General features: G+C 71.7%; 22 protein-coding genes. 14 read left to right on the forward strand and 8 right to left on the reverse strand.

The annotated features are described in order from the left end of the window. Positions 1 to 38 precede the first annotated feature (38 nt). The 4 genes from glgX to ettA all read right to left on the reverse strand — a co-directional run bounded on the left by glgX (position 39) and on the right by ettA (position 8088). Positions 39 to 2102: a glycogen debranching protein GlgX gene (gene glgX / locus BUE30_RS10755; RefSeq protein ID WP_244526334.1), complete on the reverse strand. Its 2064-nt coding sequence runs from the start codon at positions 2100 to 2102 to the stop codon at positions 39 to 41. A gap of 172 nt (positions 2103 to 2274) precedes the next feature. Beyond that, on the reverse strand, positions 2275 to 4530 hold the full coding sequence (gene treY / locus BUE30_RS10760; RefSeq protein ID WP_073329901.1) for a malto-oligosyltrehalose synthase: 2256 nt from the start codon (positions 4528 to 4530) through the stop codon (positions 2275 to 2277). Next, entirely contained in the window at positions 4527 to 6248 is a 1722-nt protein-coding gene (gene treZ / locus BUE30_RS10765) for a malto-oligosyltrehalose trehalohydrolase (RefSeq protein WP_073329904.1), read from the reverse strand. Before treZ ends, treY begins: the two co-directional genes overlap by 4 nt. A 184-nt stretch (positions 6249 to 6432) precedes the next feature. Beyond that, positions 6433 to 8088 carry an energy-dependent translational throttle protein EttA gene (gene ettA, locus BUE30_RS10770; protein WP_073329908.1) on the reverse strand — a complete coding sequence of 552 codons (1656 nt, stop codon included), beginning with the start codon at positions 8086 to 8088 and terminating at the stop codon, positions 6433 to 6435. A gap of 224 nt (positions 8089 to 8312) precedes the next feature. On the opposite strand from ettA, the gene BUE30_RS10775 reads away from it, so the two are divergent. Beyond that, positions 8313 to 9467, forward strand: a complete 1155-nt coding sequence (locus BUE30_RS10775) for an AI-2E family transporter (RefSeq protein WP_244526335.1) — start codon at positions 8313 to 8315, stop codon at positions 9465 to 9467. Positions 9468 to 9602: 135 nt separating this feature from the next. Here the strand turns inward: BUE30_RS10775 and BUE30_RS10780 are convergent, their stop codons facing one another. Beyond that, positions 9603 to 11504, reverse strand: a complete 1902-nt coding sequence (locus tag BUE30_RS10780) for a putative bifunctional diguanylate cyclase/phosphodiesterase (RefSeq protein ID WP_073329911.1) — start codon at positions 11502 to 11504, stop codon at positions 9603 to 9605. 91 nt (positions 11505 to 11595) lie between these two features. On the opposite strand from BUE30_RS10780, the gene BUE30_RS10785 reads away from it, so the two are divergent. The 4 genes from BUE30_RS10785 to dacB all read left to right on the forward strand — a co-directional run bounded on the left by BUE30_RS10785 (position 11596) and on the right by dacB (position 16091). Then, entirely contained in the window at positions 11596 to 12627 is a 1032-nt protein-coding gene (locus BUE30_RS10785) for an aldo/keto reductase (protein ID WP_073329914.1), read from the forward strand. 151 nt (positions 12628 to 12778) lie between these two features. Further along, positions 12779 to 13600, forward strand: a complete 822-nt coding sequence (locus BUE30_RS10790) for a TolB family protein (RefSeq protein WP_073329916.1) — start codon at positions 12779 to 12781, stop codon at positions 13598 to 13600. Then, entirely contained in the window at positions 13597 to 14298 is a 702-nt protein-coding gene (locus BUE30_RS10795; RefSeq protein ID WP_083601333.1) for a nicotinate-nucleotide adenylyltransferase, read from the forward strand. Before BUE30_RS10790 ends, BUE30_RS10795 begins: the two co-directional genes overlap by 4 nt. Positions 14299 to 14510: 212 nt before the next feature. Continuing rightward, positions 14511 to 16091, forward strand: a complete 1581-nt coding sequence (gene dacB, locus BUE30_RS10800) for a D-alanyl-D-alanine carboxypeptidase/D-alanyl-D-alanine endopeptidase (protein ID WP_073329918.1) — start codon at positions 14511 to 14513, stop codon at positions 16089 to 16091. Positions 16092 to 16175: 84 nt separating this feature from the next. On the opposite strand, the gene BUE30_RS10805 is transcribed toward dacB, so the two are convergent. Together BUE30_RS10805 and serS are read right to left on the reverse strand one after the other, a co-directional pair. Next, positions 16176 to 16880, reverse strand: a complete 705-nt coding sequence (locus tag BUE30_RS10805) for a hypothetical protein (RefSeq protein ID WP_073329921.1) — start codon at positions 16878 to 16880, stop codon at positions 16176 to 16178. Positions 16881 to 17353: 473 nt separating this feature from the next. Next, on the reverse strand, positions 17354 to 18781 hold the full coding sequence (gene serS / locus BUE30_RS18025) for a serine--tRNA ligase (protein WP_073329924.1): 1428 nt from the start codon (positions 18779 to 18781) through the stop codon (positions 17354 to 17356). A gap of 392 nt (positions 18782 to 19173) precedes the next feature. Here serS and yajC point away from each other — a divergent pair, with 392 nt between their 5' ends. The 9 genes from yajC (at position 19174) to BUE30_RS10855 (ending at position 25207) form a co-directional block, all read left to right on the forward strand. Beyond that, positions 19174 to 19458, forward strand: a complete 285-nt coding sequence (gene yajC / locus BUE30_RS10815; protein WP_073329926.1) for a preprotein translocase subunit YajC — start codon at positions 19174 to 19176, stop codon at positions 19456 to 19458. 4 nt (positions 19459 to 19462) lie between these two features. Next, positions 19463 to 21097, forward strand: a complete 1635-nt coding sequence (gene secD / locus BUE30_RS10820) for a protein translocase subunit SecD (RefSeq protein WP_073329929.1) — start codon at positions 19463 to 19465, stop codon at positions 21095 to 21097. A 4-nt stretch (positions 21098 to 21101) separates the two neighbouring features. Then, positions 21102 to 22073: a protein translocase subunit SecF gene (gene secF / locus BUE30_RS10825; RefSeq protein ID WP_073329931.1), complete on the forward strand. Its 972-nt coding sequence runs from the start codon at positions 21102 to 21104 to the stop codon at positions 22071 to 22073. 72 nt (positions 22074 to 22145) lie between these two features. Beyond that, positions 22146 to 22493 carry an Mth938-like domain-containing protein gene (locus BUE30_RS10830; protein ID WP_073329934.1) on the forward strand — a complete coding sequence of 116 codons (348 nt, stop codon included), beginning with the start codon at positions 22146 to 22148 and terminating at the stop codon, positions 22491 to 22493. Next, entirely contained in the window at positions 22493 to 23098 is a 606-nt protein-coding gene (ccmA, locus tag BUE30_RS10835; protein WP_073329938.1) for a heme ABC exporter ATP-binding protein CcmA, read from the forward strand. The genes BUE30_RS10830 and ccmA overlap by 1 nt, the downstream gene beginning before the upstream one ends. After that, positions 23095 to 23751, forward strand: coding sequence for a heme exporter protein CcmB (gene ccmB / locus BUE30_RS10840; protein WP_073329940.1), 657 nt, complete (start codon positions 23095 to 23097; stop codon positions 23749 to 23751). Before ccmA ends, ccmB begins: the two co-directional genes overlap by 4 nt. A 52-nt stretch (positions 23752 to 23803) precedes the next feature. Then, positions 23804 to 24538, forward strand: coding sequence for a heme ABC transporter permease CcmC (gene ccmC / locus BUE30_RS10845; protein ID WP_073329943.1), 735 nt, complete (start codon positions 23804 to 23806; stop codon positions 24536 to 24538). Then, on the forward strand, positions 24538 to 24684 hold the full coding sequence (ccmD, locus tag BUE30_RS10850; RefSeq protein ID WP_425303924.1) for a heme exporter protein CcmD: 147 nt from the start codon (positions 24538 to 24540) through the stop codon (positions 24682 to 24684). Before ccmC ends, ccmD begins: the two co-directional genes overlap by 1 nt. Further along, complete coding sequence (locus tag BUE30_RS10855; protein ID WP_073329947.1) at positions 24674 to 25207, forward strand: DsbE family thiol:disulfide interchange protein; 534 nt, start codon at positions 24674 to 24676, stop codon at positions 25205 to 25207. Before ccmD ends, BUE30_RS10855 begins: the two co-directional genes overlap by 11 nt. Positions 25208 to 25232: 25 nt before the next feature. Here the strand turns inward: BUE30_RS10855 and BUE30_RS10860 are convergent, their stop codons facing one another. Beyond that, a complete protein-coding gene (locus BUE30_RS10860; RefSeq protein ID WP_073329950.1) occupies positions 25233 to 25472 on the reverse strand; it encodes a hypothetical protein in 240 nt (79 codons plus the stop codon). Positions 25473 to 25586 lie beyond the last annotated feature (114 nt).

Consider the following 25586-nt stretch of genomic DNA (forward strand, 5'->3'; position numbering starts at 1 on the left):
CCGGCGGCGGCGGGGACAGTCCCGCCGCCGCGCGCCGATCAGGCCGCATCCTCTTCGGGATCGGTCTCTTCGAGATCGTCCGGATCCGTCCTCTCCTCGATCGCCTTGGACAGGACCGCGACCGTCTGCCAGCCCATCGACAGGGCGGTGCCGTCCAGCGTGGCGGTCTCCGGCTCGGAGACGAAGTCGAGCGTGTAACCCTCCTCGTGCAGGACCAGCTCGGCGTCGTCGCCGCCATTGACGACGATCAGCACCGCCTGCCCCTCGGCCTCGTGGCACATGACCACCGGGTCGGAATCGTCGTCCCAGTCGCCATCCTCCATGTCGGCGCCGTCCGGGCCGAACCAGCGGGTGACGCAGGTATCGCTGTCGAACCGGGTCTCGCGCAGGGCCGGGATGCGGCGGCGCAGCTCGGCGAGGTCGGCGACCGTCCCGCTGAGGTCGTGGCCGGTATCCCAGTCGATCCAGCCGATCTCGTTGTCCTGGCAATAGGCGTTGTTGTTGCCGCCCTGGCTGTTGCCGACCTCGTCCCCGCCCAGCAGCATCGGCACGCCGCGAGACAGCATCAGCGTCGACAGCATCGCCCGGGCCCGGCGCAGGCGGGCGGCGGTGATGTCGGCATCCTCGGCCGCGCCCTCCACGCCCATGTTGTCGGACAGGTTGTGGTCGTGGCCGTCGCGGTTGTCCTCGCCGTTCGCCTCGTTGTGCTTCTCGTTGTAGGAGACGACGTCCCACAGCGTGAACCCGTCATGCGCGGCGACGAAGTTGATCGACGAACTGGCGGGGCGGTTGGAATGGTCGAACTGCACCGGCGAGCCGCAGAGCCGTTCGGCCAGCGCGCCCTTCAGCCCGCCGCCGCGCCGCCAGAAGCCGCGCACGTCGTCGCGGAACTTGTCGTTCCATTCGCGGAACGGCCAGGGAAAGCCGCCGACCTGGTAGCCGCCGTCGCCGATGTCCCAGGGCTCGGCGATCAGCTTGATGCTGGAGAGCACCGGATCCTGCCGGATCGCCGCGAAGAACGAGCCTTCGCGTTCGAACCCGGTCGCCTCGCGCCCCAGCGTCGAGGCGAGGTCGAAGCGGAAGCCGTCGACATGCATCTCCTGCACCCAGTGACGCAGGGAATCGAGCACCATGCGCAGGACCATCGGATGGGCCACGTTCACCGTGTTGCCGCAGCCGGTCGTGTCGTAGCAGTGGCGCGCATCCTCGCCGTGGAGATAGTAGGACAGGTTGTCGATGCCGCGGAAGGACAGGGTCGGCCCCAGTTCGGACCCCTCGGCGGTGTGGTTGTAGACCACGTCGAGGATCACCTCGATATCCGCGTCGTGGTAGCGGCGGACCATGTCCTTGATCTCGCCCCACTCGCCGGATTTCAGGTAGCGCCTCTCGGGGGCGAAGAAGTTCAGCGTGTTGTAGCCCCAGTAGTTCGTCAGTCCCTTTTCCAGAAGGTAGTCGTCCTGGAGGAAGGTGTGGACGGGCAGCAGCTCCAGCGCGGTGACGCCGATCCGGCGCAGGTGGTCGATCACCGGCTGCTGGGCGAGACCGGCGAAGGTGCCGCGCAGGTCCTCGGGCACGTCGGGGCGCTGCATCGTCATGCCGCGCACATGCGCCTCGTAGAAGACGCTGTCGCGCCAGCGGTGGCGCAGCACCTTGTCCTCGTCCCAGTCGTAGGACGGATCCGTCACGTATCCCTTCGGCACGAAGGGGGCGCTGTCGCGGGTGTCGAAGGTCGTGTCGTCGCCGCTTTCCATCTCGTAACCGAAGATGGCGGGGTCGTGCGTCACCGAGCCGTCGAGCTGCCGGGCATAGGGGTCGATCAGCAGCTTGTTGGGGTTGAAGCGGTGGCCCGAGGCCGGATCGTAGGGGCCATGGACGCGGTAGCCGTAGCGCTGGCCGGGATGCACGTCCGGCAGATAGCCGAACCAGATCCCGCCCTGCATCTCGGGCAGGTCGAGCCGGCGCTCGGTCTCGCCGTCGAAGAGGCAGAGTTCCACCCGCTCCGCATGGTCCGAGAACAGCGCGAAATTGGTGCCGCGCCCATCGTACTGGGCGCCGAGGCGGTGGGACCAGGCGGCGTGGCGGTCGAAGGAGGAGGTGGTCACGATGGAATGTCGCCTCTCAGGAAGGAACCGGCCGCAGCGGCGGGGGCCGGAGGGCGTCGGGCCATGAACGCGCCCGGCGGGTGAATGGTTGCGCGTCCGGCCCGCGGGGAACGCGGCGGCACGGGGCCGGGCGGCGCCCGCCGTGGCAGGACGGCGGGGCGGGCGCCCGCGCTCAGGGCGCGAAGGTCAGGACCGCGCCACCGGGCGCGCCGGGCGTCTCGTCGGACCACAGGACATCGCCCTGCACCCCGGCGCTAGACTGCCCCCAGGCGAAGCAGGCCGTTCCGGAGCCGATCCGCAGGATCCTGCCGGCCCGCGCGTCGCCGTCGAGCGTGACGTCGCCCCGGGCGAACAGGTCCGCCGCGCGCCGCCGAAGGTCCAGCAGGGCCGCCAGCAGGCCGCGCTTGCGGTCGGCATGGGTGTCGCCGCCCCCGAGCGCGGCCAGCGACGACCAATCGGGGGTGCGGCGGTTGTCCGGATCGGTGAGCTGGATCAGCCGGCCCTCGCCGCCCTGGTAGATGTCGGGCATCCCGGGGGCGAAGGCGCGCAGCCCCAGCTCGCGCAGGCCGATCGCCTCGGCCAGCCGGTCGATGCGCAGCAGCTCCTCCGGCGGCTCCTCCCACGCGGCGAGCAGCCCGCAGGCCCAGCGGCCGATCCGCCGTTCCGGCGTCTCGTCGGGGGCGTTCCAGTAGGTGACCTCCTTCCCCTCGCGCAGCGCCTTGACGAGGTGCTCGGCCAGCCTGTCCTCCGCGTCCGGCTCTCCGTGGATGGCGATGGCCGATTGCAGCGCGTAGAGCCGCAAGTTCGCGGGCAGACCGTCCGATCCGTCCTGCGCGTTCGCCGCCGTCCAGAGCGCGCGGAACGCCTCCGGATCGTGGGTCAGGGCGACGAGACGCGCGCGGGCATCCTCGCTGCGCTTGGTGTCGTGGGTCGAGCCGAGATTGATCGAGCCCGGCCAGCGCTCGCGGCGATCCTGCAGGAAGGCCCCGATCTCCGCTGCCTCGGCCACGGGGCGGTCGGGATCGGCCCCGACCTCGTTCGCCGCGATGTAGCGGTTGAAGCGGAAGCCGGCCGTGTCCTCGTGGCTCTTGGCGATCAAGGCGCCGGTGACCTGCTGCAGCCGCAGGGCGAGGCGCGACGCATCCGGCGTGTCGCGGGCGAGGATGCGGTCCACCACCCAGTCGATCGTGTCGCGCAAGCGCACGTTCGCGGCCGCCTCGTCCGCCGCCGCGCGCCAGAGCGCGACATCCTCGTCCCGCGCCGGTCCGTCGGCGGTCAGGTACGAGCGATATCGGGGAAAGGCGACGAGCAGTTCGGTGATCGCCTCTCGCAGGCTCTCGGGCCCGGCGAGGAAGCCGTCCGCCTCGGCAGCCGCATCGGCGAGACGGCGCAGCTGCCGCAGCTCGGCCGCCAGCTCGTCGGTCAGGACCTCGCGCTTGGCCTGCGCAACGGCGGCGTGAAAGTCGCCTTCCGCCCCCGTCGCCTCGCGCCAGGTCGCGTCGAGCACGTCGAGCCCGGCCGGGTCGGTGAGCAGACGCGTGATCGCGGCGGCGGTCTCGTAGCCGGTCGTCCCCTCCATCGGCCAGTCCGGCAGCGCCTCGTCCCCGACGACGATCTTCTCGATCCAGACGGGCGTATCCGGCAGACGGTCCGCCAGGGCGCGCAGGTAACCGCCCGGATCGACGAGGCCGTCGACATGATCGACGCGCAGCCCGTGGACATGCCCGGCCTCCACCAGCTCGAAGAGCAGGGCATGGGTCGTCTCGAACACCTCGGGATCCTCGACCCGAACGCCGATCAGCGAGGTCACCGAGAAGAAGCGGCGATGGGTGATGCTGTCGCGTTCCATCTGCCAGGGCAGCAACCGCCAGTGCTGCGCCTCGTGCAGGCTCTCGGCCGTGGCGGGGTCGGGGGTGCCGGTCAGCCCGTCGGCGCTGCCGGGGGCGAGGGGCAGGTGCAGCGCGCCGACGCGCAGCATGCCGTCGGCCAGGACCTCGACCTCGCCCGCCTCGGCCATCTCGGGCAGGGGCCGCTCGAGCCAGGGCAGGGCGAGGGGCCCCGCCCCCCAGTCGATGTCGAAGACCGCTGCGCGGCGGCTGGCGGGGCCGTGGCGCAGCACATCGACCAGCCACGGCGTGTCGAGGCCGAAGGCCATGTGGTTGGGAACGATGTCGAGGATGATCTTCAGGCCGCGCTCGCCGGCGGCCCGGGCCAGCCGCTCGAACCCCTCGCGCCCGCCAAGTTCGGGATCGATCGCGGTCGGATCGGTCACGTCGTAGCCATGGGTCGATCCGGGCGGCGCTGTCAGGATCGGGGAGAGATAGAGATGCGACACGCCGAGCCCGGCGATGTGATCCAGCCGCCGGACCAGTCCGTCGAAGTCCAGGCCGTCCCGCAGCTGGACCCTGTAGCTCGCGATCCGCGTCATGCCTGTCCCCCGATCCCGGCCCGCATGGAAAGCCCGCCGGGCACGGCGCGGGCATGGATCTCTTCGAAACCGCCGGGCAGGGCGGGGGCGTCGCCCGCCGCTGCGAGGCACATCGCGAGTCGCCCCCCGTCGAAGCGCCAGACGGCGACGGCCGTCTCGCCCGCGCGCGTCACCTCGGCCCCGCCGTAGCCGCCGGCCAGCAACGGCACGATCCGGGTCCGGCGGAGCGTCAGAAGCTCCCGCGTGAGATCGCGCCACGCCCCGGCATCGCCCTCCAGCCCGCCGTCCGGGCGGGACGCGGCGAAGGTGGCGGGATCGTTCGGGTCGGGGATGTCGTCCTTGTGGTCGGCGAATTCCGGGAATTCCGACCGCCGCCCGTCGCGGACGATCTGGGCGAGATCCCCGTCGAAATCCGTGAAGAAGCGGAACGGGGCGCGGCTGCCTGCCTCCTCTCCCATGAAGAGCATCGGCACGAAGGGCGACAGCAGCAGCGCGGCGTGCAGGACCATTGCCGTCTCGGCCCCGACCAGCGAGATCAACCGGTCGCCCATCGCGCGGTTTCCCACCTGGTCGTGGGTCTGGTTGGCGTTGACAAACCGGACGGGATGCACGCCGTGCGACGTCTCGCCCCGCGCTTCGCCGCCCGGCCGCTCCTGGCCCTGATCGACCTGACCGTCGCGCAGCGCGGTGACGAGGTCGTCGAACGGGTCGACCGCGAAGGGCGCGTAGTAGGACTGGCTCTCGCCCGTCGTCAGGCAGTGCACCGCGTGGTGCCAGTCGTCGTTCCACTGGGCGCGGAGCGTCCCGGTGCCGGTATAGGAGACGAGGTTGCGCTCGTCCTCGGCGACGAGGTGGACGGGGCGGGAGAGGTCCAGCGCCTCCATCCTCGCCGACAGCTCGGTCAGGAAATCGGTGCTCCCCGGCGTGCCGATCTGGTGCACCGCGTCGAGGCGCAGGCCGTCCGCGCCGTAATCGCGCACCCACATCTCGGCGTTCTGAAGGAAGAACGCGCGCACGGCAGGCTCCTCCATCGCGATGGCCGCGCCCCAGGGCGTGTGACGCCCGGCATCGAAGAAGCCGGGGCAGAGCTGCGAGAGCACGTTCCCCTCGGGACCGAAATGGTTGTAGACGGCGTCGATCAGCACCATCGCCCCAAGACGATGCGCCTCGTCGATGAAGGCGGCCAGATCCTCCGGCGTGCCGTAGGCGGGGTGCAGCGCGTAAGGCAGCACGCCGTCATAGCCCCAGCCGCGATGTCCCGCGAACTGGGCAAGCGGCATCAGGCTGACGCAGGTGATGCCGAGATCGGTGAGGTCCTTCAGCCGGTCCGCCGCGGCCCTCAGCGTTCCTTCCTCGGTGAAGGTCCCGACATGCAGTTCGTAGAGAACCGCCTCGGGCCAGGGGCGCCCCGGCCAGTCCGAAGCGGCGGGCAGATCGGTGAGGAGGGAGGCCGCGTTCACGTCCCCGCCCTGCCGGCGGCTCGCCGGATCGGGATAGGCGGTGCCGTCCCGGACGAAGCGGTAGGGCGTGCCGGGCGGCGCCGTCAGTTCGGCGCCGTGCCAGCCCTCCGTGGGGCCGTCCATCGGCAGGGTCCGGTCGCCGACGACCAGATCCAGCCGCTCGGCGGTGGGGGCCCAGATATTGACCTGCCAGCGCCCGTCGTCCTGGCGCACAGCGCCCCACCGGGGTTGGCCCGCCTTGTCCTGTCGATCGGCCATCGCCGCTCCCCGTCCTGCTGTGGCGGTCAATGCCCGGACGGGGCGGGCCGTTCCGCAGGGAAGGACCCAGGGGGAAATTATCCGGAGGCGCGGCGGCTCTCGCCAAGACCGCCCCGGCCCCGCCCCGTGCCGGTGCCGGGGCGGGATCCTTGCGTCGGCCGGGGCAGGGGCCCCGGCAAGGGGCTCAGCGGGTGAACTTCTTGAACTTGACCCGCTTCGGCTCCAGCGCGTCGACGCCGAGGCGGCGCTTCTTGTCCTCCTCGTAATCCTCGAAATTGCCCTGGAACCACTCGACATGCGCCTCGCCCTCGAAGGCGAGGATGTGGGTGCAGATCCGGTCGAGGAAGAAGCGGTCGTGGCTGATCACCACGGCGCAGCCCGCGAACTGGGTCAGCGCATCCTCGAGCGCGCGCAGCGTCTCGACGTCGAGGTCGTTGGTCGGCTCGTCGAGCAGCAGCACGTTGCCGCCATCCTTCAGCAGCTTGGCCATGTGGACGCGGTTGCGCTCGCCGCCCGAGAGCAGGCCCACCTTCTTCTGCTGGTCGCCGCCCTTGAAGTTGAACGCCCCGCAATAGGCGCGGGAGTTCATCGAGGCGTCGCCGAGCTCGATCACCTCGGCCCCGCCCGAGATCTCCTCCCAGACGGTCTTGTTCGCGTCGAGCGCGTCACGCGACTGGTCGACGAAGGACAGCTTCACCGTGTCGCCGTACTCGATCGTTCCCTCGTCGGGCGTCTCCTGCCCGGTCAGCATCCGGAACAGCGTCGACTTGCCGGCGCCGTTCGGGCCGATCACGCCGACGATGCCGCCGGGGGGCAGGTCGAAGGACAGGTCCTCGATCAGGAGCTTGTCGCCCATCGCCTTCTTCAGGCCGGCGACCTCGATCACCTTGCCGCCCAGGCGCGGCCCGTTCGGGATGACGATCTGCGCCTTGCCGACCTTCTCGCGCTCGGACTGGCCGGCCAGTTCCTCGTAGGCCTGGATCCGCGCCTTGGACTTCGCCTGCCGCGCCTTGGCGCCCTGCCGCATCCATTCGAGTTCGCGGGCGAGGGTCTGCTGCTTGGACTTGTCCTCGCGCGCCTCCTGCTCCAGCCGCTTGGCCTTCTGCTCGAGCCAGGCGGAGTAGTTGCCCTCGTAGGGGATGCCCCGGCCCCGGTCGAGCTCGAGGATCCAGCCGGTGATGTCGTCGAGGAAGTAGCGGTCGTGCGTCACGACCAGGATCGTGCCCTTGTACTCGATCAGGTGGTTCTGAAGCCAGGCGATCGTCTCGGCGTCGAGGTGGTTCGTCGGCTCGTCGAGCAGGAGCATGTCGGGCTGTTCGAGCAGCAGCTTGCACAGCGCGACCCGCCGCCGCTCGCCGCCCGAGAGCGTGCTCACGTCGGCGTCGTCGGGCGGGCAGCGCAGCGCCTCCATCGCGACGTCGATCTGCGCGTCGAGATCCCACAGGTTCTGGCTGTCGATCTCGTCCTGCAGCTGCGCCATCTCCTCGGCCGTCTCGTCCGAGTAGTTCATGGCGAGCTCGTTGTAGCGCTCGAGGATCTGCTGCTTGGCCTTCACCCCCTCCATGACGTTGCCGCGCACGTCGAGGCTCTCGTCCAGCTGCGGCTCCTGGGGGAGGTAGCCGACATTGGCGCCCTCGGCCGACCAGGCCTCTCCGGTGAAGTCCTTGTCGAGGCCGGCCATGATCCGCAGGAGCGAGGACTTGCCGGCGCCGTTGACGCCGACGACGCCGATCTTCACGCCGGGCAGGAAGTTGAGGCGGATGTTCTCGAAGACCTTCTTGCCGCCGGCATAGGTCTTGGACACGCCGTCCATGTGGTAGACGAACTGGTAGGCGGCCATGGGGCACCTCCTTCATGGCAGAGCGGGATCGCGCGCCTGATACAGGCGCCGGGGGCGCGCGGCAATCCGAAGGGTGCACGGGCCGAAGGGTGCACGGGCCGAAGGGTGCACGGGCCGAAGGGTGCACGGGCCGAAGGGTGCCCCGGGCCGAAGGGTGCCCCGGGAACCGGCGGTGCGGGGCGGCGTTGCCGGGACAAGGGACCGCCAGAAAGGGCACCGACATCGTGTCAGACGACAGCACGGCTGCCCAGACGCCGCCCGCCCGCGCCGAGACCGCAATCCTCGGGCCACGCGACGAATCGCTCTACCTGCTGCGGACGATCCGCCGCACGGTGACGATGATCTTCATCATCCTCGGCCTGACGGCCGCCTATTTCTCGCGCGACCTGCTGCTGCCGCTGGTCCTGGGGCTCCTGCTGACGCTCGTCTTCTCGCCCCTGGTGCGGGCGCTGAAGCGCATCGGGATTCCGGCCTGGATCAGCGCCGTCCTGCTGATCGGCGGATTGACGGTCGGCGCGATCGCGGGGGGCTACGCCCTGTCGGGCACCGCCACGTCGATGGTCGCGAACGCGCCGCAGACGATGGCCGAGGCGCGCGAGAAGCTGAGCGGAATCCTCGACACGTTCGAGCGCGTGCAGGAGGTCGGCGCGCAGGTCTCCGACATCACCGACGGCGAGGACGGCCCCGCCGACGACACGCCGGGGCAGGACGAGACGGTCAGCGTCGTCGCCGACCGGCCGAACTTCGTCATGACGGCCGCCGGCGGGGTGGCGAGCTTCGTCTCGACGACGATCGCGGCGCTGGTGCTGGCGTTGTTCCTGCTGGCGTCGGAGGACATGTTCCAGCGGCGGATCGTCGAGACCAGCAAGCGGCTGACCGACAAGAAGCGCGCCTTCACCATAATGCGGGACATGGAGCGGCAGATGTCGCGCTACCTGCTGGCGGTAACGGCGATCAATGCCGGGCTGGGGGTCTGCGTGGGCACCGCGCTCTGGGCGCTGGGCCTGACTTCGGCGCCGGTCTGGGGAGTCGCGGCCTTCCTGCTGAACTTCATTCCCTTCCTGGGGGCGGCGGTGGGCGTGGTCCTCGTCGCGATCACGGCGCTGGTGCAGTTCGACAGCGCCTCCTACGCCCTCCTTTGTCCGCTGGCCTACCTCGGCCTCACGACGCTGGAGGGCAACGTCGTGACGCCGGCCCTGGTCGGACGGCGGCTGGAGATCAACACGGTGTCGGTCCTCGTCGCGGTCATCGTCTGGGTGTGGCTCTGGGGGGTGCCGGGGGCGGTGCTGGCTGTGCCGATCCTGGTGGTGATCAAGGTGATCTGCGACAATATCGAGCGGCTTCAGCCGATCGGGCGGTTCCTGTCGGGCAGCAACTAGGCCGGGCAGCAACTAGGCCGGGCAGCAACTAGGCCGGGCAGCAACTAGGCCGGGCAGCAACTAGGCCGGGCGGCAACTGGGCCGGGCGGCGGCACAGCCGGGGGCGGTGTCACGCCGTCCCGTCCCCCGGGGGCCTCACCCCGTGCCGGCGCGCCGGTCCGCGCTTTCCCCGGCCTCGGCGGCGAGGTGGCGCAGCCGCCGGTCCCGTCCGGGCGGCGGCGCGTCCCCCGCGATGGTCCGCCCCTCGAGCCAGGCGAGCACCTCCGCCTCCGGGATCGGCGGGGCGATCCAGTAGCCCTGCGCGACGAAGGGCCCGATCCGGCCCAGTTCGACGGCGGTCGTCCCGGTCTCGATCCCCTCGGCGACCATCGTGACGCCGATCCTCTCCGACAGGGAATGCAGCGCCCGGATGATCTCGCGCCGGGTCGCGTCGCGCTCGAACCCCGCGATCAGGCTGCGGTCCAGCTTCACCCCCGTGACCGGCAGCGTGGCGAGATGGCCGAGCCCGGCATAGCCGGTGCCGAAATCGTCCAGCAGCACCGAGAAGCCCATCTGGCAGAGGTCGAGCACGATGCCGGGATAGGGGCCGGGATCGTCGCCGGGGCCGAAGAGCACCGTCTCGATCACCTCGATCGCGATGTAGCGCGGGTCGATCCCGTCCTGCGCCAGGCGGCGCGACAGGCGGGTGAAGAAATGCCGGTGGACCAGCAGCTCCGGCGAGGCGTTGAAGGCCAGGACCATGCGCCGCCCCGTGGCCTCGAACAGGCGGACATGCATGCGGATCGCCGCCTCCATCGCGGCGAAGTCGATCTCGGCCATCAGTCCGAGGTCGCGTGCGAGATGGAGGAAGGCGCCGGGCGCCAGCTCGCGCCCCTCGCCCGAGGGCCACCTGACCAGGGTCTCGAAGCCGCGGACCTCGCCGGTGGCGAGGTCGACCGTCGGCTGGAACGAGAAGGCGAGCCGCCGCTCGCCGATGGCGCGGCGCAGCTGGTCGGTCTTCGTCTGCTGCAGGACGTGCCGCGCATGCAGGTCCTCGTCGTAGAGGCGGGTGCGTCCGCGGCCCTGCCGCTTCGCCTCGTAGAGGGCGACGTCCGAGCGGACGAGCACCTCCTCGGGCGTGATGTCGCCGGGCCAGGCGAGCGCGCCACCGATCGAGACCGAGCAGCCGATCTTGCGCCCTTGCCAGTCCACCGGGCGCGAGACGCGGACCGCGATCTCTGCCGCCCGCTCGTCGAGGACCGAAAGGTCGCCGATGCCGGGACAGACGAGCACGAACTCGTCCCCGCCGAGCCGCGCCGACAGGTCGGTTCCGCGGGCCGAGGCGGCGATCATGTCGGCCACGTGGCAGATCACCGCGTCGCCCGCGGCATGGCCCACGGTGTCGTTGATCTCCTTGAAGCGGTCGATGTCGATATGCAGCACGCCCAGCGCCGGCCCGCCGGAATCGAGCGCGGTGCGGGCGACGCGCAGGAATTCCGACCGGTTGGCGAGGCCGGTCATGGGATCGTGGCGTGCCATGAACTCCACCTCCGAATGGGCGCGGCGCAGTGCCGTCTCGCGGCCCACCTGCTCGGTCGCGTCGCGGCAGACCAGCACCGCCCGCTCGGTCCCGTCGCGCATCCGGTGGAGCGAGACGCCGATCTCGTTCCAGAACTCGGTCCCGTCGCCGCGCCGGTTGCGGAACCGCAGCACCCGCCCGTCATAGGGGCCGCCGCGGGTGTAGCGGAAGGCGGCGATCTCCTCCCTCGGGGGGGTCAGCTCGGGCGGCAGGGCGAATTCCATCGGGTTGCGTCCCACCATCTCGGACCGGGGGCGCCCCATCAGGCGGCAATAGGCCTCGTTCACCCAGAGAATCCGGCCGTTCAGGTCCTGGATCACCAGACCGTCATTGGCATGGCAGCTGACGAGGGTGGCGTACTCCCCCTCGCGCTTCCAGCGACGCGTCCGCAATGTGGCCAGGGCGAGGGCGGCGAGGGCGAGCAGCGTCGTCCCGCCCGCGGTGGCGAGCGCCCAGTCCTGTGCGATGGCGCCGAGCATCCGGTGCGCTTTCCCTCTCGTCGACCGGGTCTAGATGACGCGGAAAGCCTGCGCTCCGGTTAAGGCAGGCGCGACCGAGGGGACCAGAAAGATGACCTACCGACCGGCCGAGGACCGCTACGAGCGGATGACCTACAATCGCTGCGGCGCGTCGGGGCTGAAGCTGCCGGCGATCAGCCTCGGCTGCTGGCACAATTTCGGCCACGACTTCCCGCACCAGACGAAGCGGGACATCTGCTTGACCGCCTTCGACCACGGGATCACGCATTTCGACCTGGCGAACAATTACGGCCCGCCCGCCGGGTCGGCCGAGCATGCCTTCGGCTCGATCCTGGCCGAGGATCTGAAGCCCTGGCGCGACGAGCTGATCATCAGCTCGAAGGCCGGCTACTACATGTGGCCCGGCCCCTACGGCGAATGGGGCAGCCGCAAGTACCTCGTCGCCTCCTGCGACCAGTCGCTGAAGCGGATGGGGCTCGACTACGTCGACATCTTCTATTCGCACCGCCCGGACCCCGACACGCCGCTGGAGGAGACGATCGGCGCGCTCGACTACATCGTGCGCTCGGGCCGCGCCCTCTATGCCGGGATCAGCAGCTACACCGCCGCGCAGACGAAGGAGGCCCAGCGGATCGCGAAGGAGCTGGGCACGCCCATCGTGATCCACCAGCCGAGCTACAACATGCTCGACCGCTGGATCGAGCGGGACGGGCTGAAGGACGCGCTGCCGGGGCTGGGCATCGGGTCCATCGTCTTCATCCCGCTGGCGCAGGGGATGCTGACGAAGAAGTATCTCGGCGGCGTGCCCGAGGACAGCCGCGCCGCGCAGGGCAAGTCGCTGGACGCGCACCGGATCAACGACCGCAGCATCGAGGCGCTGCGCGGCCTTGATGCCCTCGCCGAGGAGCGGGGCCAGACCCTCGCCCAGATGGCGCTGGCCTGGGTGCTGCGGAACGGCGGCATCACCTCGGCCCTGATCGGCGCCTCGCGGCCCGAGCAGGTGGTGGATTGCGTCGGCGCGATCCGGACCCCCGACTTCACCGAGGACGAGCTGAAGCGCATCGACGAGCTGGCGGACGAGGACAGCTTCGCCGCCTGGGCGAAGGAGGCCGCGGGGGCCTGAGCCAGTGCCCCGAGCTAGTGCCCCGAGCCGGGGTCCCGGCCGGGTCCGGGCCGGACCCGGGCGAGGGCCGGGGGCTGGACGGGGGGCAGGATCGGCTTGCATCGCCTCCCCGCTTCGGCGGAGGTTGCGCGCGATCCCGAGGAGGCCCCCCATGACGTCCGAGCTGTGCATCCACCACGTCCCCACCGGCGAGACCGAGGTGGTCCTCAGTACCGGGGAGCATATCGAGGCGCCGAACTGGCACCCGGACGGCTGGCTGCTCGTCAACGGCGGCGGGCGGCTCTACCGCGTGCCGCTGGACGCCCCCGAGCTGCAGCCGGTGGATACCGGCGCCGCCACACGGCTGAACAACGATCACGGCTTCTCGCCGGACGGGCGCACCATCGCCCTGTCGGACCATTCCGGGGGGCGGGGGTCCTGCATCTGGACCATGCCGGTGGGCGGCGGGGACCTCACGCGGGTCACCAGCCGCACGCCGTCCTGGTGGCATGCCTGGTCGCCCGACGGGGCCCGCCACGCCTATGCCGCCGCGCGCGAGGGGCGGACGGTCCTGATCCATACCTGCGCGGCGGACGGGTCGGACGAACGCTGCCTCACCCCCGGCTTCGATCATTGCGACGGCCCCGACTACACGCCGGACGGCGCGTGGATCTGGTTCAACGGCGAACGGGACGGGCAGGTCGATCTCTGGCGCGTCCGGCCGGACGGGACCGAGCTCGAGCGGATGACCGAGGGGCCGGAGGTGGACTGGTTCCCCCATCCCTCCCCGGACGGGATGCATGTCCTCTGGCTCGCCTATCCGGCCGGCACCGAGGGCCATCCCGGCGGGCTCGACGTGGCGCTGCGGCTGATGCCGCAATCGGGCGGCGCGGGCGAGACGGTGGTCGAGCTGCATGGCGGGCAGGGCACGATCAACGTCCCCTGCTGGGAGCCGGACGGGCGGGCCTTCGCCTTCATGCGCTACGGGGCGTGAGCGCGCCGGGCGACCTCGTCGTCCCGCCCGCCGGGCGGGGACGGCGGATCGGCCTGCTGGGCGGCAGCTTCGATCCGCCCCATGCCGGGCATGTCGCGATCACCGAGGCAGCGCTGACGCGGTTCGGCCTGACGGATGTCTGGTGGCTGGTGTCGCCCGGCAACCCGCTGAAGGCGCGCGGGCCCGCGCCCATGGCGCGCCGGATCGCCGCGGCGCGGGCGCTGCCCCTGGACCCGCGAGTGACGGTGACGGGGCTCGAGGCCGGGCTCGGCACGCGCTACACTGCGGACACGATCCGCGCGCTGGCCCGGGCGCGGCCGGGATGCCGCTTCGTCTGGCTGATGGGGGCGGACAACCTCTCGCAGATCCACCTGTGGGACGATTGGCGGGCGATCTTCGACACGGTGCCGGTCGGGGTGCTCGCCCGGCCGGGGATGCGGGCGCGGGCGCTGCTCTCGCCGGCGGCGCGGACCTACCGCACCGCGCGGCTGCCGGGCCGGGCGGCCCGCCGCCTGCCGATGGAGGGGCCGCCGGCCTGGTGCTTCGTCAACCTGCCGATGAGCGGCGCCTCCTCGACCGCGATCCGGGCCGGGGGCGGCTGGGGCGGGGCGCCAGGCGGGCTGTCCGGCCGGGCGCCCCGCGCCGGGCGCCGGCCGAGTGAAGCGGCCGGGACCGCGGCGCCGGTCGCCAGCGCCTAGCCCGGTCGCGGCGCGCCCCCGCCGATCGGGGCGTTACGCCGCGGACGGACCGGCGCTCCCGCTAGGGGGCGCGCTGCGGACGCGGGAAACGGTTTTGTCACCCGCCCCGGTCGACCGGCGCATCCGGCGGCGGCCCCGAGGGACGGCGGGCCGACGCCGTCGTGATGCCCCGGCCCTTCGGTTCGGCGCCCCGGGACAGTAGGGTCCGCCGCATGAAAGCTCCGACTCGCCGCCAGTTCCTCGCCGCCGCCCTGTCCTCGGCCGGCACGCTCGCCCTCGCCGCCCCGCCGGAGCGGGCGATCCGCCCCCTCGCACGGCCCTCGGCCGGTGCGCCGCCCGTCCTGCCGACCCTGTCGCCCGAGGCGCGCCCGACGATGGAGGACCTGATCGCCGAGGCGGGTCTGGGCGGCACCGTCGGCTTCGCCCTCGCCGACCCGGCGAGCGGCGTGCTTCTGGAGTCCGGCGCGGCGGACACGCGGCTGCCCCCGGCGAGCACGCTGAAATCGGTGACGACCCTCTATGCGCTGGACCGGCTGGGTCCGGATCATCGCTGGACGACGCGGGTGCTGGGGACGGCGCCGGTCGTGGACGGCACGCTGGACGGCGACCTGATCCTGGCCGGCGGGGGCGATCCCGTGCTGGACACCAACGCCCTGGCCGAGCTTGCCGCCGCCCTGTCGGATGCGGGGCTCGCCGCGGTGAGCGGACGCTTCCTCGTCTGGGGCGGGGCGCTTCCCTATCTGGAGGAGATCGAGCCGGGCCAGCTCGATCACCTGGGCTACAATCCGGCCGTGTCGGGGCTGAACCTCAATTTCAACCGCGTGAACTTCACCTGGCAGCGGGCCGGCGCCGACTACACGCTGGCGATGGATGCCCGGTCCGACCTGTACCAACCCGAGGTCACGATGGCGCGGATGCGCGTCGTCGACCGCTCGATGCCGGTCTACACCTACGAGGGGGACGCCACGTCCGACCGCTGGACGGTGGCGAAGGCGCGGCTGGGCGAGGCCGGCTCGCGCTGGCTGCCCGTGCGGCACCCCGCGCTCTATGCCGGGGACGTGATGCGCACCTTCGCCGCCGCGCGCGGCCTCACCCTGCCGGCGGCCGAGGAGATCGCCGCGCTGCCCGCCGGGACGGTCGAGCTCGCCGCGCGCGAGAGCGCCCCCCTGACCGAGATCGCGCGCGACATGCTCTACTACTCGACCAACCTCACGGCAGAGGTCTTGGGAATGAGCGCGGCCGCGACCGAGGGCCCGCTGGAGAGCCATGCCGAGAGCGCGGCGCGGATGACGGCCTGGTTCGCGGAGAGGTTCGGGGCCGGCCCGGTCTTCGCCGACCATTCGGGGCTGAGCGACGCGACGGCAATCAGCGCCGCCGAGATGGCCGGGATGCTGGTCGCGGTGGAGGCGGAGGGCTCGCTGCTGCCGCTGCTCAAGCCGATCCCGCTGACCGACGGGGCGGGGGCGCCGCTGACCTTCCCGCGCGGAGAGGTGGCCGCCAAGACGGGCACGCTGAACTTCGTCTCGGCCCTCGCCGGCTACATCGAGACGCTGGAGGGCGATCGCCTCGCCTTCGCGATCCTCTGCGCCAACGCGGAACGGCGGGAAGAGGTGGCCGATTCGCAGGACGACCTGCCGGAGGGCGCCTCGTACTACAACGGCCGGGCGAAGCGCCTTCAGCAGCGGATGCTGCAGCGCTGGGGCCTGGTCGGGGTGGACGACGACGTCATGGTCCCCGAGGCCGCGGCGCTGGCGCCGGTGGACGACGTCACGCCCGGGCCCGGCGGCGGGTAAGGGGGCGCTCCGGCACGCCGAGCGGAGCGTCTTCCCGACCGCGGGTGCCCACGAAAGCAGTCCGGGCGGGAGGGGGGAGCCTGCTCAGGCGGCGCGCCTCGCGCTCTGCGCGGCGCGCAGCGCGATGAGGAGGAGCGCGGCGAGGGCGGCGGCGGTGACGAGGGGCAAGGCGGGGCCGTTCTTGACGGCGATGCCGAGCAGGGCCCAGCCGACGGCGAGGCCGTAGGTCCATTCGGGCGTCCGGGACTGGACCGCCCAGGCGATCAGCGCCGCGGCGGCGATGGCGACGAAGGCCCAGCCATAGGAGTCCGGCCCGATCCCGTAGCCGGCGAGGGTCGCGGCGATCGAGACCCAGCTCGCCGCCGTCAGCCACCCGGCATAGAGCGCCACCGGCGCCCGCAGCGTCCAGCGGGACCGGTCGTCGCGCGGGGCGCGCAGCAGCGCCGCGATGGCGAAGCCGGCCATCGCCACGATGGCGAGGGTGGCCCAGACCGCGCTCTGCGTCGCGATCCAGAGCCACGGCACCCCGATGGCGAGAGAGGCGATCAGCGGGGCGCGCACCGCGTCCCACCACGCGTCCTGCCGGTGTGCCCAGAGACCCCAGAGCGCCGAGACCACGAGCCAGGCGTAGATCGGACCCCAGATCGAGAAGGCCCAGCCGGCGGGCTGCGCGGGCGGATCGGTCTGCGGGATGGGCAGCTGGTTGGTCTCGAACCCGTCGAAGGACCAGAAGAACGGCGCGGCGGCGAAGCCGAGCGCGGCGAGAAGGGTGAGCACGGCGCGGATCATGGGGGCATGACGCCGGCACCCGCTGGGCGGTTCCCGAAGCGGCGGGGCCGCAGCCGGCCCGTGCCCCGATGCCCGCGCATCCGGCACCGCGAGCGGGACGGCACCGGAGCCCTGCCGACCGGGGGCGGAGGATGCCGGGGCCCGCCCGGAGGACAGGTCGTACATGGCCGGGCGCCCCCGACCGAGTTGGCCGGGCGGCGAAGGACGGCGCCGCCCGCAGGGGCGGGATCGCCGTACCTCGCCGGGCGCGCGACCCCGGGTTCGGGCGACGAAGGACGGCGCCGCCCGGTCATGCGCGCGCCCTCGTCCGGATCGGGTCGGGCGGTACGCGGGTCCGGGCGGGGTCGTCAGGAAAGGGGCGGCGCCCGGGGCCGGGCCGGTGTTCCGGCGGCGGGGCCCTGGCCGCGCCGGCCCACCGCCTTCCGACGGAGGTGGCGGGCCCGCCGCGCCCCGGGGCGCCCGGGCCCGGCCGGTCAGGCGAAGGTCCCGTCGGCGAGGATGCGGGTCCGGCCGCGCAGATAGGGGGCCAGCACCTCGGGCAGGGTGACGGAGCCGTCCTCCTCCTGCCCGTTCTCGAGGACCGCGATCAGCGTGCGCCCGACGGCGAGGCCGGAGCCGTTCAGCGTGTGGACGAAATCCGGCCGCCCGCCGCCCTCGGGGCGGTAGCGGGCATTCATCCGCCGGGCCTGGAAGGCGCCGCAGGTCGAGATCGAGCTGATCTCGCGGTAGGTGTCCTGGCCCGGCAGCCAGACCTCCAGATCGTAGGTCCGGCGCGCCCCGGCCCCCATGTCGCCGGCGCAGAGCAGCATCCGGCGGTAGGGCAGGTTCAGCGCCTGCAACACGCTCTCCGCCGCCTCGGTCATGCGAAGATGCTCGGCCTCCGAGGTCTCGGGCGTGCAGATCGTCACCATCTCGCATTTCTCGAACTGGTGCTGCCGCAGCATCCCGGCGGTATCGCGGCCCGCGCTGCCGGCCTCGGACCGGAAGCACTGGGTGAGCGCGACCATGCGCATCGGCAGGGCGGCGGCCTCGACCGTCTGGCCGTGGACCATGTTGGTGAGCGTGACCTCGGCCGTCGGGATCAGCCAGAATTCCTCATGCGTCGGCGCTGCAGAGAATGCCTTCTCAACAGTCGCGGCGAAACTTGCAACGTCCTTCACAGACCTGACGTCCTCAAAAGTTACATAATTTTCGAGTACGCTACGGGCGATTTTTCCACGACCGGTCATGGATGCGCCGAAAAATGAGTCGTCGGCGAACTTGGGGAGTTGCCCTGTTCCAACCATCATTTCGTCTCTGACGAGTATCGGCGTCCAAGTCTCACTTAGGCCGTTCGTCTCGACATGATGGTCGATCATGAACTGGCCGAGGGCGCGGTGCAGCCGCGCGGCGGCGCCCCGCAGCACGACGAATCGCGATCCCGACAGGCGGGCGGCGGCCTCGAAGTCGAGACCGTCCTTCACCGCCGGGATCTGGTAATGCTCGCGCGGCGCGAAGGAGAAGTTGCGCGGCGCCCCCCAGCGGGCCTGCTCGACATTGTCCGCCTCGTCCGCGCCCTCGGGCACGTCGTCCATCGGCAGGTTCGGCAGGCCGAGCAGCGCGTCCCGCAGGTCCTCGTCCCTGGCCTTCGCCGCCTCGGTCAGGCGCTGGCCCTCGGCCTTCTTCTGCGACACCTCGGCGCGCAGCCGCTCGAACTCGGCCTCGTCGCCGCTGGCCTTGGCCCGGCCGATCTCCTTCGCGGCGCGGTTCTGCTCGGCCTGCAGCGTCTCGGCCTCGTGGATCAGCGCGCGCCGCTCGGCATCGAGCGCGAGGAGGGAGGACGACATCGGCGCCAGGCCGCGCGCGGAGAGGGCGCGGTCGAAGGCGTCGGGGGCTTCGCGGATGTCCTTGATGTCGTGCATGGGCTCTCTCCCATCGGTGGCCGGAGGGTCGGGGCGACGGCCGGGCGGCCGGGCCCCCGCGGCGCGATATGCACCGGAACCGGGGCGAGGGGAACCCGGGCCACCCGAGCGGCGGTCGGGGCAGGGATCGGCCGGGGCAGGACATGGCAAGGGCGGGTTCGGGGGCCGCGCGACCCAGCGTCGCGGGGGCGGGGCGCCGCCCCCTCTGGCCCCGCCGGGCCGGGGCCCTTATATGCCGCCCGATCCCGCGGCGCGCCGCCCGCGGTTGTCACCACCGGGCCCGGTGCCTAGGGTGCCGCGACTTCGGGGCAGGGGCCCCGGCCGGCCCGCGGCGGCCGGCGGCGCGCCAGACGACACGGCCGGACAGCCCGGCCCGTACGACAAGGACCGACATGCAAGGTTTCGAATCCCTCATCCCGCTGATCCTGATCTTCGCGATCATGTATTTCCTGCTGATCCGTCCCCAGCAGAAGAAGCTGAAGCAGCACCAGGCGATGGTCGCGGCGCTGCGGCGGGGCGACCAGGTCGTCACCCAGGGCGGCATCCTCGGCAAGGTGACCAAGGTCAAGGACGACAACGAGATCGAGATCGAGATCGCGCCCGGCACCAACGTGCGCGTCGTGCGGTCGACCATCGCGACCGTCATGACCAAGACCGAGCCGGCGAAGGCGTCCTGATCCCATGCTGCACATCCCGCTCTGGCGCCGGATCCTGATCGTCCTCGTCTGCCTGGCGGGGATCGTCTTCGCCCTGCCCAACGCCTTCTACGACCGGGTGGAGCGGCACAACGACGCCGCCGCGGCGGGCGAGGCGGATGCCGGCTGGCCGGACTGGCTGCCGAACGACCTCGTCAATCTCGGACTCGACCTGCGGGGCGGGGCGCATCTCGTCGCCGAGGTGCAGGTCGAGGACGTCTACGCCAGCCGGATGGACGCGCTCTGGCCGGACGTGCGCGACGCGCTGGCGGCGGAGCGGGATACGCTGGGCTTCGTCACCCGGGTCGAGGACGGCCCGGCGGACGTGCTGCGGGTGCAGGTCTCGAACGCCGAGCAGGCCCAGCGCGCGGCCGAGATCGTGCGCGGCCTCGCCCGGCCGGTCTCGTCGCTGTCGGCGGCGGGGGCCTCGGACCTCGTGGTCTCGGTGTCCGGCGGCGTGGTGAGCGTGCAGCTCTCGGAGGCAGAGCGCGCCGCCACCGACAACCGCACCGTCCAGCAGGCGCTGGAGATCGTGCGCCGCCGGATCGACGAGGTCGGCACGCGGGAGCCGACCATCGCCCGCCAGGGCGAGGACCGGATCCTCGTGCAGGTGCCGGGCGTCGGCTCGGCGCAGGAGGTGAAGGACATCATCGGCACCACCGCGCAGCTGACCTTCAATCCCGTCATCCGCACCACGCAGGACCCCGAGGCCGATCCCGGCATCGGAAACATGCTGGTGCCCGACGTGGGGGGGACGGGCCTCTATTACGTGCTGGAGCGGGCGCCGGTCGTGACCGGGGACGAGCTGACGGATGCGCAGCCCTCCTTCGACCAGAACAGCAACCCGGCCGTGTCCTTCCGCTTCGACCCGACCGGCGCGCGCGCCTTCGGCGATTACACGGCGCAGAACATCGGCGAGCCCTTCGCCATCGTCCTCGACAACGAGGTGATCTCGGCCCCCGTGATCCAGTCCCACATCCCGGGCGGGTCGGGCATCATCACCGGGCAGTTCACGGTCGAGGAATCGACCAACCTCGCCGTCCTGCTGCGCGCCGGCGCCCTGCCGGCGGAGCTGACCTTCCTCGAGGAACGGACGATCGGGCCGGAGCTCGGCCAGGACAGCATCGATGCGGGCAGCGTCGCGGGGATCGTCGGCCTCGTGGCCGTGATCTTCTTCATGGTGGCGACCTACGGGCTGTTCGGCGTCTTCGGCTCGATCGCGCTGCTGATCAACGTGGCGCTGCTGATCGCGGTGCTCAGCGTCATCGGCGGCACGCTGACCCTGCCGGGCATCGCGGGGATCGTGCTGACCATGGGCATGGCGGTCGATGCCAACGTCCTCGTCTTCGAGCGCATCCGCGAGGAGCTGAAGACGGCGCGCGGCCCGGCCCGCGCGATCGAACTGGGCTACGAGAAGGCGCTGTCGGCGATCGTCGATTCGAACTTCACCACCTTCATGACGGCGGTGATCCTGTTCGCCCTCGGCGCGGGGCCGGTCCGCGGCTTCGCCATCACGCTGGGGCTCGGGATCCTCACCTCCGTCTTCACCGCGATCTTCGTCACGCGCCTGATGATCGTGATCTGGTACAACCGGCGCCGTCCCCGGACCATCGAGGTGTGATGAGATGCGACTGAGGCTCGTTCCCGACCAGACAAACATCAACTTCTTCCGCGCGGCGCGGATCACCTTCGGCGCGTCGGTCGTCGCGATGATCGCCTCGGTGATCGTGTTCTTCGCGATGGGGCTGAACTACGGCATCGACTTCACCGGCGGCACGACGATCCGCACCGACAGCCCGACGGCCGTCGACGTGGGCGAGTACCGGGCCGCGCTGACCCCGCTGGAGCTGGGGGACGTGGCGGTGACGCAGGTCTTCGATCCGTCCTTCGACGCCGACCAGCACGTCGCCAGCGTGCGGATCCAGACGCAGGAGGGGCAGGAGGCGATCACCCAGTCCACCATCTCGCGGGTCCAGGCGGCGCTGCAGGCGGTCGATCCCGAGATCACCTTCACCAGCGTCGAGAGCGTCGGGCCCAAGGTGTCGGGCGAGCTCGTCCTCACCGCCGTCCTCGCCGTGGGCGGGGCGCTGGCGGCGATCTGCTTCTACATCTGGCTGCGATTCGAGTGGCAGTTCGCCATGGGCGCGCTGGCGGCGCTGCTGCATGACGTGGTGATCACGATCGGGGTCTTCTCATTGCTGCAGATCCGCTTCGACCTCGCGATCATCGCGGCCCTGCTGACCATCGTCGGCTACTCGATCAACGACACCGTCGTCGTCTTCGACCGCGCGCGCGAGAACCTGCGCAAGTTCAAGACGATGCCATTGATCGACGTGCTGAACCTCAGCGCCAACGAGACGCTGAGCCGCACCGTCATGACCTCCGGCACGACGCTGATCGCGCTGATCGCGCTGCTGGTCCTCGGCGGCGACGTGATCCGGGGCTTCGTCTTCGCGATCACCTTCGGCATCGTGATCGGCACCTATTCCTCGATCTACGTCGCCAAGAACATCGTCCTCATGCTGGGCGTGAAGCGCGACTGGTCGAAGGAGGCCGGCAGCAAGGTGAAGGGCAAGTACGCGGATATCGACGCCTGATCTCCTGCCCGGACGGCCGCCCCCCGGCGGGCCGGTCGCCGGAGTATTTGAAGCAAGATAAGGGGAGAGACGATGCGCCTGAACGAGATCGTCTACACCGATGCCCTGCCGGTCGACGGCTACGGGCCTGGCTTCTTCCGCATCGGCGGCGAGCGGATCGACGGCGCGGTGCTGGTCCTGCCGGACGGGGTCTCGGGCTGGGGGGGCTGGGAGGATACCGGCTTCGCCGAGGGGGCGGCGATCGACGTGCTCTTCGTCGGGACGGGGGCCGAGGTCGCCCATGTGCCCGCCGGCTTCCGCGCCGTGATCGAGGCGGCGGGAATCGGGGTGGAGCCGATGGCCTCTCCCGCCGCGTGCCGCACCTACAACGTGCTCCTCTCGGAGGGGCGGCGGGTCGGCCTGGCGGTTCTGCCGGTCTGATGCTGCGCGCGGCCCGCCTCGGGATCGAGCGGGGCGGCGTGCCGCTGCTGCAGGGGCTGGACCTGACGCTGGAGGCCGGGGCCGCGCTGATCCTGCGGGGGCCGAACGGGATCGGCAAGACGAGCCTGCTGCGTGTGCTGGCGGGGCTGCAGCCGCCGATGGAGGGTCAGCTCGAGGCCGCCCCGGCCGCCTATGCGGGCCACCGCGACGGCGTGAAACCGACCTTGACCGTGGCGGAGAACCTGTTCTTCTGGGCCGAGACCTACGGCGGGTCGGTTCCGGACGCCCTGTGGGAGGCCTTCGACCTCGGCCGGTTGCGCGGCCGGCCGGGCGGCGCCCTTTCCGCCGGGCAGACCCGGCGGCTCGGCCTGGCCCGGCTGGCGGTGACGGGGCGGCGGCTGCTGCTGCTGGACGAGCCGACCGTCTCTCTCGACGCCGCCTCCGTCGCGCGCTTCGCGGACTGGCTGCGGGCCCATCTCGCCGGGGGCGGGGCGGCGATCGTCGCCACCCATGTCGCGCTGGGGCTGGAGGCGCCGGAGCTGGACCTCGCGCCGTTCCGCGCCCTTGCGGGCGCGCGGGGCGGGTCCGACGAGGCCTTCCTGTGAGGGCGCTGGTCCTGCGCGACCTGCGCATCGCGATGCGGGCCGGGGGCGGGTTCGGGCTGGGGCTCGCCTTCTTCCTGATCGTCGTGGTGCTGGTGCCCTTCGGCGTCGGGCCCGAACGGACGGTGCTGGCGCGGATCGCCCCGGGGATCCTGTGGGTCGCGGCGCTGCTGGCCGCCCTGCTGTCGCTCGACCGGATCTTCGCGCTCGACCACGAGGACGGGTCGCTGGCGCTGCTGGCGACCGCGCCCCTGCCGCTGGAGGCCGCGGCGCTGGCCAAGGCGCTGGCGCACTGGATCACGACGGGCCTGCCGCTGACGCTGGCCGCGCCGGCGCTGGGCATCCTGCTCGACCTGCCGGGGCCGGCCTACGGGCCGCTGACGCTGTCGCTGCTGGCGGGCACGCCGGCCCTGTCGCTGATCGGCACGTTCGGGGCCGCCGTGACGGTCGGGAATCGGCGGGGCGGTCTGCTGCTGTCGCTGCTGGTCCTGCCGCTCTACGTGCCGGTGCTGATCTTCGGCGCGGACGGGGTGCGCCGCGCCGCCGAGGGGCTGGACCCCGCCACGCCGCTGTTGCTGGTCGCGGGCCTGTCGCTCGGCTGCCTCGCCGCGCTGCCCTTCGCCGCCGCCGCCGCGCTGCGGGTCAATCTGCGGTGAGTGCGCCCGCCCGGCATTGAGGCGCGGGGGGCGGGAGGCTAAGGCTGCACCCATGTCGATCTGGTCCTACGCCAACCCGGTGAAGTTCACGCAGACGGTCACGCCGGTGATCCCCTGGGTCATGGGCCTGGCCGGGGCGACGATCGCGGTCGGGCTGGGCTGGGGCTATTTCCTGACGCCCGACGCGGTGGGTTTCCAGTCCAGCGTCAAGATCATCTACCTGCACGTCCCCTCGGCGCTGATGGCGATCAACGCCTGGGCGATGATGCTGGTCGCCTCGCTGATCTGGCTGATCCGGCGGCACCATGTCAGCGCCCTCGCGGCACGGGCGGCGGCGCCGGTCGGGGCGGTGATGACGGTGATCGCGCTGGCGACCGGGGCGATCTGGGGCCAGCCGATGTGGGGCACGTGGTGGGTCTGGGACCCGAGGCTGACCTCGTTCCTGATCCTGTTCCTGTTCTATCTGGGCTACATCGCGCTCTGGGCGGCGGTGGAGGATCCGGACGGGGCGGCGGACCTGACCTCGATCCTGTGCCTCGTCGGGTCGGTCTTCGCCTTCCTGTCGCGCTACGCGGTGCTGTTCTGGAACCAGGGCCTGCACCAGGGTGCCTCGCTGTCGCTCGACGCCGAGGAGAACGTGGCCGACGTGTTCTGGGTGCCCCTGCTGGTCTGCATGGCGGGATTCGTGCTGCTCTTCGTCGGGCTCGTCCTGCTGCGGACGCGGACCGAGATCCGGGTGCGGCGCATCCGCGCGCTGCGGGCGCGCGCCCGGGCGGGAGAGGCGTGATGCCCGACCTGGGACGCTACGCGGCCGAGGTCCTCGCCTCGTACGGGGTCAGCCTCGTGCTGCTGGTCGGCCTCGTCTGGGCCAGCTATGCCCGCTCGGCCCGCGTCGCGCGCGAGCTTCGCGAGGTCGAGCGCGATGGCCGTTAGGCCGCTGATGATCCTGCCGCCGGTGATCTTCGCCGGGCTGGCCGGGCTGTTCCTCGGCGCGATGTGGGGCGGCGACGGGGACGAGCTGCCCTCCGCGCTGATCGGCCAGCCCGCGCCGCAGGTCGCGGTGGGGGAGCTGGGGGGGCGCAGTTTCGATCCCGCCGTGATGGCGGATGGCGAGCTGAAGCTCGTGAACTTCTGGGCCAGCTGGTGCGCGCCCTGCCGGGTGGAGCATCCCAATCTCAGCCTGCTGGCGGAGGAGGGGGTGCCGATCTACGGCATCAACTACAAGGATCAGCCGCAGGCGGCGCAGGATTTCCTCGCCGAGCTGGGCGATCCCTATGCGGCGGTGGGGACCGACGCATCCGGCCGGGTCGCGGTGGAATGGGGGGTCTACGGCGTGCCGGAGACGTTCCTCGTCGACGGCGACGGAACCGTGCTTCTGCGGATGGCGGGGCCGGTCCTGCCCTCCACGATGGAGAGCCGTCTGATCCCCGCCATCAAGGCCGCCCGCGCCGAGTGACGCGGGCGGAGCGGAGGGCGCGGCCCTAGCCGAGCCCGTTGTTGTCGTCGTCCTCGTCCTCGCAGAAGATCGGGTCCGCCTCGCCGTCCTGGACGGCGAAGTCGGCGGGGATCGCGCCCGCCTCGTCCTCGATGTCGTCGCAGGCCGGGTTGATCCCGTCGCCGACGACCATCTCGGCATCCGGGGCGGTGTTCGTCTGCATGGCGGTCTGGTCGCAGGCGGCGAGGCCGCCGAGCAGGGCGAGGAGGAGAGCGGTGCGGGTCATGGCGGGGCCTTTCTGTCGGGGCGTCTCATCGGCGCGGCTTGCAATCGGCGCGGCCCGGCGAGACGGGCCGTCCCGGTCCCAACAAGAGGCGCGGGAGAGTGTTCCCCCGCGCCT

It is taken from the genome of Wenxinia saemankumensis, from assembly GCF_900141735.1.
GTDB classification, from domain to species: domain Bacteria; phylum Pseudomonadota; class Alphaproteobacteria; order Rhodobacterales; family Rhodobacteraceae; genus Wenxinia; species Wenxinia saemankumensis.

Excerpts from the sequence above, each read along its gene's own strand:
- BUE30_RS10830 (WP_073329934.1), top strand. The coding sequence starts at position 22,146 with ATGCGCCTGAACGAGATCGTCTACACCGATGCCCTGCCGGTCGACGGC.
- ccmD (WP_425303924.1), top strand. The coding sequence starts at position 24,538 with ATGCCCGACCTGGGACGCTACGCGGCCGAGGTCCTCGCCTCGTACGGG.
- ccmA (WP_073329938.1), top strand. The coding sequence starts at position 22,493 with ATGCTGCGCGCGGCCCGCCTCGGGATCGAGCGGGGCGGCGTGCCGCTG.
- treY (WP_073329901.1), bottom strand. The coding sequence starts at position 4,530 with ATGACGCGGATCGCGAGCTACAGGGTCCAGCTGCGGGACGGCCTGGAC.
- ccmC (WP_073329943.1), top strand. The coding sequence starts at position 23,804 with ATGTCGATCTGGTCCTACGCCAACCCGGTGAAGTTCACGCAGACGGTC.
- secD (WP_073329929.1), top strand. The coding sequence starts at position 19,463 with ATGCTGCACATCCCGCTCTGGCGCCGGATCCTGATCGTCCTCGTCTGC.
- BUE30_RS10860 (WP_073329950.1), bottom strand. The coding sequence starts at position 25,472 with ATGACCCGCACCGCTCTCCTCCTCGCCCTGCTCGGCGGCCTCGCCGCC.
- treZ (WP_073329904.1), bottom strand. The coding sequence starts at position 6,248 with ATGGCCGATCGACAGGACAAGGCGGGCCAACCCCGGTGGGGCGCTGTG.
- yajC (WP_073329926.1), top strand. The coding sequence starts at position 19,174 with ATGCAAGGTTTCGAATCCCTCATCCCGCTGATCCTGATCTTCGCGATC.
- BUE30_RS10790 (WP_073329916.1), top strand. The coding sequence starts at position 12,779 with ATGACGTCCGAGCTGTGCATCCACCACGTCCCCACCGGCGAGACCGAG.
- dacB (WP_073329918.1), top strand. The coding sequence starts at position 14,511 with ATGAAAGCTCCGACTCGCCGCCAGTTCCTCGCCGCCGCCCTGTCCTCG.
- ettA (WP_073329908.1), bottom strand. The coding sequence starts at position 8,088 with ATGGCCGCCTACCAGTTCGTCTACCACATGGACGGCGTGTCCAAGACC.
- serS (WP_073329924.1), bottom strand. The coding sequence starts at position 18,781 with ATGCACGACATCAAGGACATCCGCGAAGCCCCCGACGCCTTCGACCGC.
- BUE30_RS10805 (WP_073329921.1), bottom strand. The coding sequence starts at position 16,880 with ATGATCCGCGCCGTGCTCACCCTTCTCGCCGCGCTCGGCTTCGCCGCC.
- BUE30_RS10855 (WP_073329947.1), top strand. The coding sequence starts at position 24,674 with ATGGCCGTTAGGCCGCTGATGATCCTGCCGCCGGTGATCTTCGCCGGG.
- BUE30_RS10780 (WP_073329911.1), bottom strand. The coding sequence starts at position 11,504 with ATGCTCGGCGCCATCGCACAGGACTGGGCGCTCGCCACCGCGGGCGGG.
- BUE30_RS10785 (WP_073329914.1), top strand. The coding sequence starts at position 11,596 with ATGACCTACCGACCGGCCGAGGACCGCTACGAGCGGATGACCTACAAT.
- secF (WP_073329931.1), top strand. The coding sequence starts at position 21,102 with ATGCGACTGAGGCTCGTTCCCGACCAGACAAACATCAACTTCTTCCGC.